12 protein-coding genes and 1 CRISPR repeat array are annotated in these 15,070 nt (G+C 42.9%); all 12 genes read right to left on the reverse strand.

The genetic code is table 11. From position 1 onward, the window contains the following. Positions 1-8 precede the first annotated feature (8 nt). The 12 genes from MKY41_RS16160 to cas5c all read right to left on the reverse strand — a co-directional run bounded on the left by MKY41_RS16160 (position 9) and on the right by cas5c (position 15,059). Entirely contained in the window at positions 9-713 is a 705-nt protein-coding gene (locus MKY41_RS16160) for an ABC transporter ATP-binding protein (protein WP_340746073.1), read from the reverse strand. Continuing rightward, positions 697-1,473: an ABC transporter ATP-binding protein gene (locus MKY41_RS16165; protein WP_340746074.1), complete on the reverse strand. Its 777-nt coding sequence runs from the start codon at positions 1,471-1,473 to the stop codon at positions 697-699. The genes MKY41_RS16160 and MKY41_RS16165 overlap by 17 nt, the downstream gene beginning before the upstream one ends. Further along, positions 1,460-2,461, reverse strand: a complete 1,002-nt coding sequence (locus tag MKY41_RS16170; RefSeq protein ID WP_340746075.1) for a branched-chain amino acid ABC transporter permease — start codon at positions 2,459-2,461, stop codon at positions 1,460-1,462. Before MKY41_RS16170 ends, MKY41_RS16165 begins: the two co-directional genes overlap by 14 nt. 6 nt (positions 2,462-2,467) lie before the next feature. Continuing rightward, positions 2,468-3,334: a branched-chain amino acid ABC transporter permease gene (locus MKY41_RS16175; protein ID WP_340746076.1), complete on the reverse strand. Its 867-nt coding sequence runs from the start codon at positions 3,332-3,334 to the stop codon at positions 2,468-2,470. A 140-nt stretch (positions 3,335-3,474) separates the two neighbouring features. Continuing rightward, positions 3,475-4,764: an ABC transporter substrate-binding protein gene (locus MKY41_RS16180; RefSeq protein ID WP_340746077.1), complete on the reverse strand. Its 1,290-nt coding sequence runs from the start codon at positions 4,762-4,764 to the stop codon at positions 3,475-3,477. Positions 4,765-5,300: 536 nt separating this feature from the next. Next, positions 5,301-5,552, reverse strand: a complete 252-nt coding sequence (locus MKY41_RS16185) for a hypothetical protein (RefSeq protein WP_340746078.1) — start codon at positions 5,550-5,552, stop codon at positions 5,301-5,303. Between the two features lie 662 nt (positions 5,553-6,214). Further along, positions 6,215-9,380: direct repeats of the CRISPR family, unit length 32 nt; unit sequence ATTTCAATCCACGCACTCATGAAGAGTGCGAC. Between the two features lie 167 nt (positions 9,381-9,547). Then, positions 9,548-9,838 carry a CRISPR-associated endonuclease Cas2 gene (cas2, locus tag MKY41_RS16190; protein WP_340746473.1) on the reverse strand — a complete coding sequence of 97 codons (291 nt, stop codon included), beginning with the start codon at positions 9,836-9,838 and terminating at the stop codon, positions 9,548-9,550. A gap of 10 nt (positions 9,839-9,848) precedes the next feature. Next, positions 9,849-10,880, reverse strand: a complete 1,032-nt coding sequence (cas1c, locus tag MKY41_RS16195; RefSeq protein ID WP_340746079.1) for a type I-C CRISPR-associated endonuclease Cas1c — start codon at positions 10,878-10,880, stop codon at positions 9,849-9,851. After that, complete coding sequence (cas4, locus tag MKY41_RS16200) at positions 10,877-11,536, reverse strand: CRISPR-associated protein Cas4 (protein ID WP_340746080.1); 660 nt, start codon at positions 11,534-11,536, stop codon at positions 10,877-10,879. The genes cas1c and cas4 overlap by 4 nt, the downstream gene beginning before the upstream one ends. Further along, positions 11,523-12,401, reverse strand: a complete 879-nt coding sequence (cas7c, locus tag MKY41_RS16205; RefSeq protein ID WP_340746081.1) for a type I-C CRISPR-associated protein Cas7/Csd2 — start codon at positions 12,399-12,401, stop codon at positions 11,523-11,525. The genes cas4 and cas7c overlap by 14 nt, the downstream gene beginning before the upstream one ends. Continuing rightward, positions 12,376-14,334, reverse strand: coding sequence for a type I-C CRISPR-associated protein Cas8c/Csd1 (cas8c, locus tag MKY41_RS16210; protein ID WP_340746082.1), 1,959 nt, complete (start codon positions 14,332-14,334; stop codon positions 12,376-12,378). Before cas8c ends, cas7c begins: the two co-directional genes overlap by 26 nt. Further along, positions 14,331-15,059, reverse strand: coding sequence for a type I-C CRISPR-associated protein Cas5c (cas5c, locus tag MKY41_RS16215; RefSeq protein WP_340746083.1), 729 nt, complete (start codon positions 15,057-15,059; stop codon positions 14,331-14,333). Before cas5c ends, cas8c begins: the two co-directional genes overlap by 4 nt. Positions 15,060-15,070 lie beyond the last annotated feature (11 nt).

Genomic DNA, 15,070 nt, shown 5'->3' on the forward strand with positions numbered 1-15,070 from the left:
ACTCAATCCTACTTGCCCAAATATAATTGTTTAATTTCCTCATTTTGCCGCAGATCTTCTGCTTTTCCTTCCAAGGCAATCCGACCGTTTTCCAATACATACGCGTAATCGGAAATCTCCAATGCCATATGAGCGTTCTGCTCCACTAACAGGATGGATGTCCCTTCCTTATTGATCGCCTTGATAATCTCAAAAATCTCCCGGACGATGATTGGTGCAATCCCAAGGGATGGTTCATCCAACAATAATACTTTTGGATTCCCCATCAGAGACCGGCCAATCGCTAACATCTGTTGTTCTCCACCACTCAAAGTACCTGCTTTTTGCTGAAGCCGCTCTTTCAGCCGTGGAAAATACGTGAACACTTTTTCCAGATTACGTTCATCCGTTTTCTTATCTTTTGATTGATACGCTCCGATTTTCAAGTTCTCCTCAACCGTTAGCAATGGAAACACACGGCGCCCTTCCGGACAATGAATGATCCCTTGTTTGACGATTTCATTGGAAGGTTTTCGAATGAAGGAAGACCCTTTCCATTCGAAATGACCTTGTTTCGGCTGGATCAGTCGGGAAATTGTTTTCAGTGTAGTCGATTTTCCAGCTCCATTTGCGCCGATTAGTGACACTATGGATCCTTCCTCCACTTGAATGGAAATTCCTTTCAACGCATGAACCTTTCCGTAATACGTATGAATATCAGTTAGCTTCAACAAGAGGCTCCACCTCCCCCAAATAGGCTTCGATGACAACCGGATCATTTTGCACTTCCTGCGGCAGCCCTTCCGCAATCTTTTGACCAAAATTGACAACAGTCAAATAATCCGACACTTTCATCACCAATGACATGTCATGCTCGATCAATAAAATGGTATATCCCATCTCCTCTTTCAGACGGATGATCAATTCGCTGATTTGCTGCGTTTCAACAGGATTCATACCCGCAACCGGCTCATCCAACAGCAGCAGTTTCGGTTCCGCCATCATCGCACGGCCGATATCGACCATCTTCTGATAACCGAAAGGAAGATCGGATACCTTTTCATGAGCAAGTTCCGTAATATCGAGCATTTCCATCACATCATACGCCTTATCCTTCGCTTCTTTTTCCGCTTTCCGGACAGAAGGCAAATGGACGGAAATGGAGAAAATATTGCGTTTCATCAAAGGATGCAATCCGGTTAATAGGTTTTCTAACACCGTCATTTCGGAAAACAACTCGACATTTTGGAAGCTTCGGGCAATGCCTTCCCGTACGACCTCATGCGGTTTCACTTTCAATAAATCTTTTTCATTGAAAAGGATACGGCCGCCTGTAGGTGTGTAGAAACGGCTAATGCAGTTGAACACGGTCGTTTTTCCCGCTCCGTTTGGCCCGATGATGGAATAAATACTGCCTTCCGGTACTGTGAACGACAGACGATCAACAGCAGTCAATCCCGCAAATTGGACAGTCACATTTTCAAAGGTTAACATCTCTCGCCACCCCTTTCACAGACGCGGAAGCCGATGCAGGCTCACTCGACTCTTGTTTACTATGTGGTTTTTTCGCAAAATCAAAGAGGGACACGATCCCTTTCGGACGGAAAAACAGCACGAGCACGACCGCCAAACCAATGACAATATTCGTAATCCCGACGAACGCATTCGTGAAATGCGGAATAATCGTAAAGAGCACGGCACCAATGATGGCACCAGGAATGGAAGCCATCCCGCCAACCACAATCATGGCAAGTAACATAAGCGACGTCACGATACTAAAATCATCCGGACTGACAAACCCGATCCAATACGCGTATAATCCGCCCGCGATGCCGGTGAAAAAGGCACTGATGACAAACATCATCGTTTTATAAAATGCAATATGAATACCGTTTGCCTGCGCAGCCACTTCACTGTCACGAATGGCAATAAATGCCCTGCCCAATCCGCTTTTCACAATATTATTCATGACCCAGATAACTAGGAGGGTTATGAGGACGACGACATAGAAAAACTGAATGTCGGAAGAGAGGAAGGCGGGCCGGGAAACCGAGAGACCCGAATAACCATTCGTCATGGTATCCCAATTCAATACGATCTGCGGAACAGATAAACCGAACCCAAGCGTCGCCACGGCTAAAAAGTGGCCACTCAATCGGACAGCCGGCAAGCCGATAACCAAACCGATCACGCCTGTCACCACTCCAGAAAGCGGAAGCAACAGCCAAATCGGCAAATTATATTTCCCCGCTAAAATGGCGACCGTATATCCCCCGATTACGAGGAAAGCTGCATTTCCGACGGAGATCTGTCCACCGAAACCAACTAGTAAGTTCAAAGCCATCGCCGCGATGACATACACACAAGCCAGGACGAAGAGTGTCATGAAATAACCCGAATTCCCGACCAACATCGGAAATGCCAGGGCAAATAAAATCAACAAGCTGACCCACGCTTTTTTATTCCCAAGAAGTTGTTTCATTGTTCATCACACCTTCTTCACCATTTTTTCTCCGCCGAATATGCCTTGTGGACGAATGTAAAGCACTGCCACGATCAACAGGAAGGTATACACCATTTTCATTTCCGGAGCACCGTAGTAGCTGACTAGATTTTCAAACACCCCAACGATCAATCCGCCGACCAACGCACCGGGCAAACTGACAAACCCGCCAAGTACCGCGGCCGCAAAAGCCATTACCAAAACTGTGAACATCATATTAATATTCAAGAAAGTGATAGGCGCAGTCATCATGCCGGCTACTCCACCAAGGATAGCTCCGATTGCCCAAATGGACAGAAAGACCGTCGACACTTTCACCCCCATCAGTTCGGCTGCCGTAATATCCTGTGACGAGGCCCGCATCGCCAACCCCACTTTGCTATATTTGAAGAAAAAGAAGAACAGCAACATTAAAACAGCAGTCAATCCAACAACAAACAACTCATTTGGCGTCACAAAAACCGAGCCAATTTGAAAAGGAGCCCCTTGCACAGCTTCCGGATAACTCGTCGGATGATGCCCCCAGATCAATCCGGCAACCCCATTCAGAATGAGAAACAATCCTAGCGTCATTACCATCTGGAAAATATGGGATTGGTTCTGAATCCGCTTCATGAACACTTGATAAATGACAATACCGAGTATCGCGGCAAAGGCGAGTGCAAGGAAAAAGGAGACCAGATACGGCAAGTTCAGGCTGGATAGAAACAGGAAACTGACAAATGTCGTGATCATCGCCATCTCCCCTTGCGCAAAATTCACTACGCCGGTCGTTTTATAAATGAGCACCATCCCTAATCCTGCCAGACCATACACACAGCCGAAGATCAATCCACTGATAATAATTTGCATTTTGCGTCCCACCTTTTCGCGTTCAAATTCAATTACATCTCTACATCATGACGTCCTGACTCAACCGATATATACCAAATCAACTTACCCAACTTGTAGAAAAAGAAGAAGAGACTCGACGCCTTTTCTTCTTTTCTCTTTTAATCCGAAGTAACTTCACCCGTTTTCGGATCGACTGTCATAATGACAGAAGTAGATTCGATTTTTCCGTCTTTCGCTTCTGTCAAATACAACGATGTGACGCCATAGTGATTTTCCTCGGAAAATGAAACACCTGCGTAAATGGAATCTTTCCAGTTGTCAAATGTATAGAAGGTTTCCAAAAAGCTTGGCCAGTCTAAGTTATCCTCGGCCCGTTTCAAGCCCTCAACGAACACTTCCGCACTTCCCCAGCCCGATTGACTTACACCAACCAACGGCTCTTTCGGATGATCGGACCCGAATCGTTCAACAAACAACTTCAAACTGTCGCTTTCATCTCCTCCACCCGGGATCGGAATCGTAGCAGCTGAAATCGTTCCATTCCAAACATCTTCTCCCGCAAGTTCAAAGAGGTTCGAGTCATTACCGCCTACAGACGCAACAATATACGTAATATCATTTGCCCCGATCCGATAAAGAGCCTTTTTAAAGTTAGCTGCCGGATTCGGTGTACTCAATACAATGACAGCATCCGGTTTTGCATTTTGAATCTTTTGAGCCTGCGAACTGAACTCTACATCCGTTTGCAAGAAATTCACTTCTTCTACAATTTCTACATCCGCATAATTACCGATTGCTTCTTTGATCGCTTCATATCCTTCTTTTCCTAGATCATCATTCTGATAGGCGATGGCAATCGTTTTGGCATCCGCTTGATTGACCGCATAATCCAAAAGAAGTTTCGCTTCAATGGAGTAATTGATGACACTGCCACCCAATACGTTTGGAATCGGCGGATCCATCAATTGTTTATTTCCTGTCCCTGGCATAATGACAGGAATGCCTGTCTGCTTGTAATAATCCAAAACCGCTAAGTTGGCACTGGATCCTACGTTTCCAACCATTGCAAACACTTTATCCTGCTCCACAAGTCTTTTTACCATTTGAACGGTTTTCGCTGGTTCCCCTTGATTGTCATAGGCAACCAACTTCAACGTCCGTCCATTGACTCCCCCGTTTTCATTGATGTAATTGAAATAGGATTCAACCGCTTTCCGGCTCGAGTCATAAATGGCAGTAGCCCCGGTTTGCGGACCTACAAAACCAACAAGAATTTCACTATCCGTTACCCCTTGCGGCAAATCGCTCTTTCCTTCCGAAGCATCCGCACTGCTTGAAGTTCCCTCCGGCTCACCGTTACACGCGGCCAATAACATAATGATCATTAAACATAAGAAGCCTTTGATACCAATCTTCCGCCATTTTTTCCGATATCCTCGCTTATCCATTTTGCATTTCCTCCCTAAGATTTATTTTGGTTAAAAACTTTGTCCTTGCGGCCTCGCAATTCCATTTCTACACAAGAACCACCACCTCCATTCCGGAATATTGACGTTACATTCATTAAATTAAAACCGATCTTCCTCAACTTTCTATACTTAACATCAGGAAACGCTTACATTTTTGTTAATAAATATAATTCAGCAAACCAAAATACTCTCAATGAATACGATTCACTATTTACCCATAAACTCCAACACAAACATAAATTAATCCATATTCCCCAATGTTTATTAGCATTTTCAACAATGAACTAACCATCACTTTAAATGTATAGTAGTTTAATATTTGAATATTGTCAACAGTTATTTCAAACGAATTATTCGGTAATTGAATAGGATATCAATTATTTTCTGCATTTAATTAAAAAAATGAGAGTTTTATTACCAAACCCCAATTCATAAATATTACATAATGAATGGTTCTTCAACTAAAAGAAAAAAAGCGCTAAAGCGCTTCTCTCCCCGTCCCAAGTGAAGTCGATTCACTTGGAATCTTTTTTTGATCTATGTATGGTTCCCCCACAAAAAGGATATTCGATTTCGACTTCCTCATTCTGTTTTAAGTCGCCTTGAAAGCCCGCCACTACAAGATCGGGAACGTCATCTATTTCCCGACAACCCCTACACTTAAATTCAATTGTACTTATTTTTCCGTTCAATCCGAACGAGTCATCCTCTTCTAATGATCGTAAAAATGCCCGATTCAGTTCATCCAGCTCTTCGTCTGTTGGCATCGTTGGATTTCTCCTATCTTTTGATCATTTTTCGCTTCCATATAATGATAGAGGATACCGTAGTCGGCATGTCAGATCTCGACCTGGTCCCATCTCCAGATGGCAACACGGACAAATAAACGAATCTTAATCAAAAGCTTTATCGTCCGTTCCCGATACGTTTTTCTCTTTTTCCTTCTTTCCAAAAGTAAGGGAAGCTGCTTTGTACGCATGAAGACATGAAGGCTTGGGATTTGATTTGCCTTCTGATACGACCACCTTCTGCTATACAACCCAAAACGGCCCACCAATCTGGAGTGTTTTGGTGGGATGTGCTGTCAAATATGGGACAGGAATCGATAGACCGGCTGCTTCACGCCAACCCGTTTCTCTGTCTTATGATCTTCGTACCAGAATTCGACTACCTTCCCATCGTATCCACCAATTCGAGATTCGGCGATGGCCAGTCTCGCCTATTACCTACCTATGTATTTGGCTGCTCCTTTGGCATCCTTCATTTTCTGCTCCGCGTTCACATAGAATCCTTTCGGATATCGTCTATATAAATCATTGTTTAATTCCTGGGCCTTCGAGTGATCAGGAAACCATTTTTTCATTAATTCGAGTAGGACCTTTTGCCAGGATTTCCGTAAGAATACATAGGGAATGAAATCACTTGAACACCATTCATCCATGCACTCATGAAGAGTGCGACGTGGGGATCCCGGCCCATACAAGCGGGATCCTCAAATTTCAATCCACGCACTCATGAAGAGTGCGACAAAACGGCATTGATACGGGTGAGCGACGCTTATATATTTCAATCCACGCACTCATGAAGAGTGCGACGTATGCTGACCAGGCGGCGGATATGATTTTACTTTATATTTCAATCCACGCACTCATGAAGAGTGCGACATCAATTTGACCAAGCATTGATCGACGCAATAATATTTCAATCCACGCACTCATGAAGAGTGCGACAAAAGCTGTCCTGCATTATTACGAAGAACGAAGGATTTCAATCCACGCACTCATGAAGAGTGCGACACGACGAGGGTTGCAAAAGATTCGTAGCTTTGTTGATTTCAATCCACGCACTCATGAAGAGTGCGACCACTGCTCGCAACTTTGCTCTGAGGGGAATAAAGCATTTCAATCCACGCACTCATGAAGAGTGCGACCAGAATCCATAGCTGCTAATTTAGAAGAATCCATTATTTCAATCCACGCACTCATGAAGAGTGCGACACTAGAGTTTTGAGAAAAATGTTGGTCCATTTCGATTTCAATCCACGCACTCATGAAGAGTGCGACGGCATTTAAATTACTTTGAGAGTATCCGTCTATTATTTCAATCCACGCACTCATGAAGAGTGCGACAACATCTTTATGTCCAGCCCTCTCGGATACAAACTATTTCAATCCACGCACTCATGAAGAGTGCGACGGTAATGCAAGAGCTATTGAAGTAGAGGGTAGCGAGATTTCAATCCACGCACTCATGAAGAGTGCGACTTCGGCAACGTGCAATTTATCCTCAATATCAATTATTTCAATCCACGCACTCATGAAGAGTGCGACTTATGTTGCGCGCGAATTAGTTCCGCGTAAATCGATTTCAATCCACGCACTCATGAAGAGTGCGACAAAAGAAGTCATATCCATCGAATCAAAACTCGATATTTCAATCCACGCACTCATGAAGAGTGCGACTGGGGAGCGGCGGGTCATTCATGGGCATTTGACATTTCAATCCACGCACTCATGAAGAGTGCGACCGTATTGGGCCGCAATAAACTCCTTTTCAACATCATTTCAATCCACGCACTCATGAAGAGTGCGACGTGCTATTACTGTACTCATTAGACCACCTCCACTATCATTTCAATCCACGCACTCATGAAGAGTGCGACCGGTAGCGAAGCCCAAGACCGTAGCTATGGCACAAATTTCAATCCACGCACTCATGAAGAGTGCGACTATATAACGTCGAGCCTACACGGACAGGCCTTCGATTTCAATCCACGCACTCATGAAGAGTGCGACGCCGACTCGTCTTTTGAGTAGTCGTCTATTAGCGATTTCAATCCACGCACTCATGAAGAGTGCGACAAGATGATTCAGATTTAATAAAGCTTCTTTTTGTATTTCAATCCACGCACTCATGAAGAGTGCGACAATTTGTCTTGGGGGTGTTGCAGATGAAACAAGAATTTCAATCCACGCACTCATGAAGAGTGCGACGTTTACAAAGGATCAATTAAAGATGACATCGATGGATTTCAATCCACGCACTCATGAAGAGTGCGACTCTTTTGGAATGAAGCTTATAAATTTTTCATTGGAATTTCAATCCACGCACTCATGAAGAGTGCGACTACTTTGGCAGATCAAAAGGTATTACATGCTTCTCGATTTCAATCCACGCACTCATGAAGAGTGCGACAAGATGAGTTCTCTAATGGATTAAACTCTGTTTTAATTTCAATCCACGCACTCATGAAGAGTGCGACCAATGTCAGATTTAGATATGACTAAGATGTATCATATTTCAATCCACGCACTCATGAAGAGTGCGACTAGTAATTCAATATTCATGTTAACATTCACAGTGTAATTTCAATCCACGCACTCATGAAGAGTGCGACAAGATGGAAAGTTATTACGTGACGAGACACTATCAATTTCAATCCACGCACTCATGAAGAGTGCGACCCCTTTACAGCTCCAAAGCAATACATGGAAAACAATTTCAATCCACGCACTCATGAAGAGTGCGACGTATATTCCATCTATGTTTGACTATGAAAAAGGTATTTCAATCCACGCACTCATGAAGAGTGCGACGATTGCTAGAGTTATTAAAGAGAGACGAGCTGAGATTTCAATCCACGCACTCATGAAGAGTGCGACGAATTCGTGTGTGAATCTATATCTTAAAACTCTAATTTCAATCCACGCACTCATGAAGAGTGCGACTGCCTCCAATTAACTAAATACCATGCTCTAAATAGATTTCAATCCACGCACTCATGAAGAGTGCGACTTATCACTAAACATAAAGATAACTTTTACTCAGTATTTCAATCCACGCACTCATGAAGAGTGCGACTCGTCTATGACAAAAATGAAATGAAAAGTATTATGATTTCAATCCACGCACTCATGAAGAGTGCGACGGTGTCTAAATAGCCACTAGGAGGATGATTATGTTTATTTCAATCCACGCACTCATGAAGAGTGCGACTTTAATGACTGTATCCTATGAGTTTTGATTTGTCATTTCAATCCACGCACTCATGAAGAGTGCGACGAGTTGAAAAGATGTTGTGATACTCCACTCGCGTTATTTCAATCCACGCACTCATGAAGAGTGCGACGAGTCACTAAGCAAAGCCAAAATGATGGGCTATAATTTCAATCCACGCACTCATGAAGAGTGCGACTTTTAGTTAGTGTATAATAAAGATATACAAACAAGATTTCAATCCACGCACTCATGAAGAGTGCGACTGGTTCCCGTCAGGCACAGGTACTAGCAACTAATATTTCAATCCACGCACTCATGAAGAGTGCGACATAAATGGGAAACCGTTTGGAGTTACATTCCAGGTATTTCAATCCACGCACTCATGAAGAGTGCGACGAACTGATGAACACCAATAAACAAAGATGGTCGAAATTTCAATCCACGCACTCATGAAGAGTGCGACGCAATCAAGATGTAAAATATACAGAGGTGGATGTAATTTCAATCCACGCACTCATGAAGAGTGCGACCGCATTGGAGGCGGCTGTTGATGTATTGGAGGATATTTCAATCCACGCACTCATGAAGAGTGCGACTGCGAAAAAGCAGTAAAAAAGGTGAATTTCAACTTAGTTTACAGTGAAAATGATCCAATTCGCTATTTTTTAGCTATTAAACATAACATTCTACCAAGACTTAACGGTTTTCGGTTCTTTTTTTGGTGCGGGTCTCCTGGGGATTTTATGGGCGCTTCCGGTTCGCACTAAAAAATCAATGGTTCATCAACGCTTAAACTTTGCTTAGCACCTACATGTTTCACTTTCGTTTTATAATTATTGCCCAACCTGTAAAAACGGAGACTATCTACTTCCGGGTTGATTATTTTTTCTAATTCGATCTCCAATATTTTGAGTTGCGTTGCATCTAATACACATTCAAAGACTGAATTTTGAACGCGCACCCCAAAGTCTTCACACTTTTTTGCTACTCTTCTTAGCCTCTTCTTTCCTCCCTCTGACGTTATGCTCACATCATACGTGATCAATACTAAGATAGAAACACACCTACTTCCATAAAAATGGTGGATATGCGTCAAGATCCCCTCTTAAAAAGCGAGCCAGCAACATCGCTTGCGCATGAGGCACCAATCCCCATGAAATCTTTTCTTTCAAAAATGGATGTGTAATTTGTTCCTCTTTCCTCTTTTGCCATAATTGTAATATCTCTTTTCTCGCTTTATCAGTCATGATAACTGCACCGCTCTCTTTTTTCAGAAAATCGGAGGCTTGTACTTGCTTTTTATTAATTAGTGATAAAACAAATCGGTCTGCATAAACACTTCTTAGCTCTTCCATTACGTCAAGAGCGAGGGACATGCGACCAGGACGATCACGATGCAAAAAACCGACATACGCATCCAAGCCTACGGTCTCAAGTGCTGCACCAACATCAGAAGCGAGTAAAGTATAAACGAATGATAATAATGCGTTTACATTGTCAAGTGGCGGCCTACGACTTCTTCCCTTATAGAAAAAATCTTCTTTCTGCTGTAAAATCATATCGTCCATTACAGAAAAATAGGCGCTTGCGGCATTTCCCTCAATCCCTCGCAATACTTCTAAGTTATCGGCTACCGTAAGTTGCTGAATCGACTCCGAGAGAAAAGCAGATTTGGTTTTAAATTTTTCCAAGTCTATGCGTAAAGCGTGATCTCTTGTTATTCTCTCTAAAGACCATTTTGCATTATAGAGCTTTCCAATTAAAAAGTGTTTCGAAATCTCAGTACTCTTTTCCTCGTCGTCCGCAAACCGATATTGGGTTCTTCGCAATGTAACATTCCCTTTTGTAGAACCGATGACCCTTCCCCTAAATCGTCCACTAGTAGATAAAAAGGTAATTGCAATCGACTTTTCCATACAAGCTGCCATTAACGCCGGACTCGCACCCTGTCGACCAAACGTACAAATGGCCTCCAAGTTATGAAGTGGCACCCGACCAATGACCTCTTCGTCTTGCACGATTACAACATTCTCACCTTTTAGTGCAAGATAGGCATCCGGTAATGTGATGTACAGCGTGTTTAGCAACTTCTTCATTCCGCCAACATCCTTTTCATATAACTTGCAACTGACTCTTTCGTTAATAATTCAGGTAAACAGATATGGCGAAGCGAACAGTTTTTACAGTGCTTCCCAGTTTTCACTCGGGGTGTATGCCGTCTTTGATAATACTCGTGCATGCGCCGAGCTGTCTCTTTCACCTGTTTTTTCAGTTCCTCAGTGATTTCCACATCAATCCGACGCCGAATTTCATGATAAAATAAACTTCCTTGCGAAACTTTACAAAAAAGCATATCTTCTAAACAAATCGCTTGCGCCGTTAGCTGAAAAATATCCGATTGGTCTTTTTTGGGTTTTCCTCTTTTATACTCAACAGGGATTGGGAGGTACTTCCCTTCCTCTTTGTCCAATGTGACACCATTCTCATCTTTATAGAATTCTACTACATCACAGATTCCAGTTAATCCGAGAATTGCAGAGTGAACAGGTAATCCACGTACATACAGAACGCCTTTTCGTTTTTCTCTAATGAAAGGGTCATCCGTTCTCTCATGCAATTGATTTCCCTCTATGGTCAGCACATTTTCTTCCCATTCTTGCTCAATATGAATTAACGCCCATTGCCTTTCACAAAACTCGAAATGTTGGATGCCGGAGAGCGACAAGAATTCAGAGGAATCATAGACCGTCATATTTTTTCACAGGCAGACCCTCAAGCTCTTCAACATTAATGGTGTAGTCTTCTAGCGACTTCGGAAGTTTATCTTCATCTTTTAGCTCGATTTTTACTGATCGATGCACTTTCGCCGAAGAATATTGGCCTAGTTTCGAATTATGCTCCCACCAAAACACTTTATTCACTTCCATGCTTCCATCAGGCCTGGCCGAGGAAGCATCGTTTGCGAAAAGGGTAATCAGCGCTTGTTTAAGCTTTTCTGCATCCTCTTGTGAAAAACCGGTTCTCTCTGCCAATTGAGGATTAATACTGCCACAAAAAGTATATACTCCAAAATCCACCCGATGCTTCATTCCCATCGTATCGGATGTTTTTTGACTTGGATCTTTCGTATTTGTAATGGAGTTTACACTTTTTGTAATCTGTAAACTTGTGATATCCACAGGGTGAACGCTTGTTGCGGTATGAATCGATACAGGTCCCCGCACACCTACAGAAACATCTGTCCCTTTAAACGCAAATACTTGTCCAAATGCTCGGACATCGTACCAGGCTTTACTCGCAAATGTTTCAACCAGTTCCTCTTTATTCGGCTCTTTATTGTTCTTGGCAAAATACGGGGCCACTTCTTCATTTCCCTCTACTCTAGCTAATATGCTCCGGTACGCATCATTTCGACGTTCGTCTGATTGGACTAAGATCGACTCACCTTCATCTTGCAAGCGATTTCGGATTTTACGTTTAATGGCAACATCTGAAACCTCTCCAAACCCGTCATAATCCTGACGCGGTCGGTTTCCGTTCAACGGATCACCGTTCGGATTGGCCTTATCGACTGTAAACACAACTGCAAAATCAATTTTGTTCTGGATGGGCGTCATCGTTCTTCTCCTCTTTCCGATCTTTTTTTGTGTACAAATCCCTGACCTGGCTACTATAACCGATCAGGAATAATGGACCTAATGCCGTGTTGTTCATATCTTCAATTTTGATATGATCTTCTATTTCTTGTAATAATTTAATGTAACGTCTGCTAAATTTTGATGGCCTCACTTTATAGGGATGAAGCTGCTTCTGAATAGTCAGCCATACGCGTGCAGGGTGTTGGCTAAAAGCATTGAAATAGCGAGCAGCATTTGTTGCCCTTGCATCATTTTTCTGCTTTAATTCTTCAGCTTCAAAAACTTCTGCCACACCTAGCAGCCTTCCGAACAAGTAGTCTCGTTCCCGGTTTTTCAATTCTAGCGCCATGTCAATCTCCTCCTTCTCATATTGCTTACGAATCAATGCACAGGCAATATGTAGTGTCCGCTGCCATTCACCTATTGGATTGGATAGATCTTTATTAAAACTCATTGGATTTTTGACCCTATTGAAGATCGACCGAACAACGTCTTTCGGAATCGGAGCCTCATCCACAATGCAAGGAAGCAATCGAGTATATAATTCTTTTTTCACTTTTTCGTCCGCTCTTTCGCCATACACGGATTCAACAATATGATAGGTTGACGGGGTCCCCACATTATAAGTGATCTTCCTGCGCGACGAATCAAAGTAGACTTGGTGCCATTTACATGTGTCATGCCAGTGAGCCAATCGATTCAAAAACAACTTGCTATCCAACTCTTGATAATAAATAATCGCTAATCTTCCAGTCGTTGCGGCGTCTACCGCCATCACAAGAATATTTTTAATTCCCTCAAGCTGAAAATTATGTTTTTTCCCTTTCAGCGCTTGCTGTACCTGTTCCGCAATGACGAGACCCGTCTCATCCTGTTCAATTTTTGTAGAATCTACCCCATAAAACGATGCAAGTAAATCGGTTGATCCGTCAAACACTTGCACATCGACAGGCTTTTCGACACCGAATGTCACAAAATTTCTTGTGTCAGCACGGTAGCCTTGTCGCTGGATAAGCCAGCGCAATGCGTTATGCGCTTTTTGGGAAACGTCATATCCAATTTGGACCGCTTGGCTCGGCTGGTCAAAGCGCCCGCGGTATGTAAATCCCCTTTTGTCATTGGAAGAGATCAATTTTGACATATCTCCGGCATTCCGCAGTCGCGATCCATGCCGCTCAGTCAACGGCAAGAATTTTCCGCTTATATAGCAATATCCCGATTCTGCCGTCTCTTTCATTTTATTCTCAAGATATTTCTGAAAAGCTTGGAAAAGTGTTTTATCCTCCCACGGAGGAGGGTCATCTGGCGTTTCGCTTAAGATATTAAAGCGCACAAGCGCCTCACTGCTCTGTCCTGTGACGACTTTATAGATATCGGGTTTTTCGATACCATATTTCTTATCATCCTGTGATGTCCATTTCTCAATTAATTTATTATCTTCATCAATAAATAAAATTTTTTCTTCGACAAGGTCCTCGATTAATGTCCCTTTTTTTACATAGTTATAGATATGCGTTACTTTTGAGTGAGTAAACTCACTTGCAGCCCAGTCTCTCATCTGTCCAATATAAGAAAGATAATTTTGAGAACGTTTTTCTTCTCCCCCATACTTCATGTAGTCGGCTGCTACATAAAATAATTTATCATGCAAAAAGTGTGCGGCGACGGTCGAACCCGCCCGGTTTGCCGAGTCAAGCGTGGCAGGTACAATTGTCCGTGCCTTTTCCTTCGGCACGACAGTCGCTTTAAAGAAATTCCCTTCCCGATCGAGCACCACCTCAATTTGCGCACTTTGTGTAACATGGGACACGGGCAGCAATGTAAAGCGCTGTCCTTCTCCCCGTTGTTCAAAATCCCCCACTTTCTCATCATTATTTTCATAGACATCATATAAATGTTTCATCCAGCTCATTTGTTCACCTCCTCTGGAAACACTTCATAATATTCTTCTTCAACCGATTTGAAATTCTCACCTAATGCGAATGCCTTTGAACTTTGTTTTTTAATCGGCCGAACAATTGGACATTCTTCCGGACGGTCAAATAGAATAACCCCATCTTTCATAACAGGATTCCATATTCTCGCCTCTAGCTCATTTCTCCCGCTTTCATCTGGATAATTAAATCCATGGAACATAGGACCAAAACTAATTTCCCCATACCCGTCATAGAAGCTAGTCCCGCTTCCAAATTCACATTCTTCCACATAGCCTTGGCAATCCCGGCTGCCGAGAAAGATGTCTCGGCGTCCGCCCCGTTTCACCGAGCGTTTGGCAATATTATGGTGCTTGTGCTCGTTGCGATCATAGGCAAGATCCTCACGAAATTCGTTAAACTCAAAATGAGCTCGCACTTGATAAGCCGGATTTCGCAAATATGTGTAATAGGCAAGTTCATTGCTTGAGTCCTGATACTTGGTCGGACGTACTCCCTTCACTTCTGTTTGAATGGCATTCATTACCCTTACTTCGTCGATAAACCAGACAATGGTAGGTTTCCAGTAAATGGACTCTACGATTCCCTTAAGGGCCTGGTGGGTAGGAATCTGGTATGTGAATTTTTCTCCTCCGATTTTAGTAATCGGATCCGTAAACAGTCCGTATTTACCATAAACGATGAATTCAATTTGATTTCGCATAATTACTCACC

It is taken from the genome of Sporosarcina sp. FSL W7-1349 (assembly GCF_038003045.1).
Lineage (GTDB): Bacteria > Bacillota > Bacilli > Bacillales_A > Planococcaceae > Sporosarcina.

Bases quoted from the DNA above. Each gene is read 5' to 3' on its own strand.
- cas8c (WP_340746082.1), bottom strand. From the start codon at position 14,334: ATGAGCTGGATGAAACATTTATATGATGTCTATGAAAATAATGATGAG.
- MKY41_RS16185 (WP_340746078.1), bottom strand. From the start codon at position 5,552: ATGCCAACAGACGAAGAGCTGGATGAACTGAATCGGGCATTTTTACGA.
- MKY41_RS16165 (WP_340746074.1), bottom strand. From the start codon at position 1,473: ATGTTAACCTTTGAAAATGTGACTGTCCAATTTGCGGGATTGACTGCT.
- MKY41_RS16180 (WP_340746077.1), bottom strand. From the start codon at position 4,764: ATGGATAAGCGAGGATATCGGAAAAAATGGCGGAAGATTGGTATCAAA.
- cas1c (WP_340746079.1), bottom strand. From the start codon at position 10,880: ATGAAGAAGTTGCTAAACACGCTGTACATCACATTACCGGATGCCTAT.
- cas4 (WP_340746080.1), bottom strand. From the start codon at position 11,536: ATGACGGTCTATGATTCCTCTGAATTCTTGTCGCTCTCCGGCATCCAA.
- cas5c (WP_340746083.1), bottom strand. From the start codon at position 15,059: ATGCGAAATCAAATTGAATTCATCGTTTATGGTAAATACGGACTGTTT.
- MKY41_RS16170 (WP_340746075.1), bottom strand. From the start codon at position 2,461: ATGAAACAACTTCTTGGGAATAAAAAAGCGTGGGTCAGCTTGTTGATT.
- MKY41_RS16175 (WP_340746076.1), bottom strand. From the start codon at position 3,334: ATGCAAATTATTATCAGTGGATTGATCTTCGGCTGTGTGTATGGTCTG.
- cas7c (WP_340746081.1), bottom strand. From the start codon at position 12,401: ATGACGCCCATCCAGAACAAAATTGATTTTGCAGTTGTGTTTACAGTC.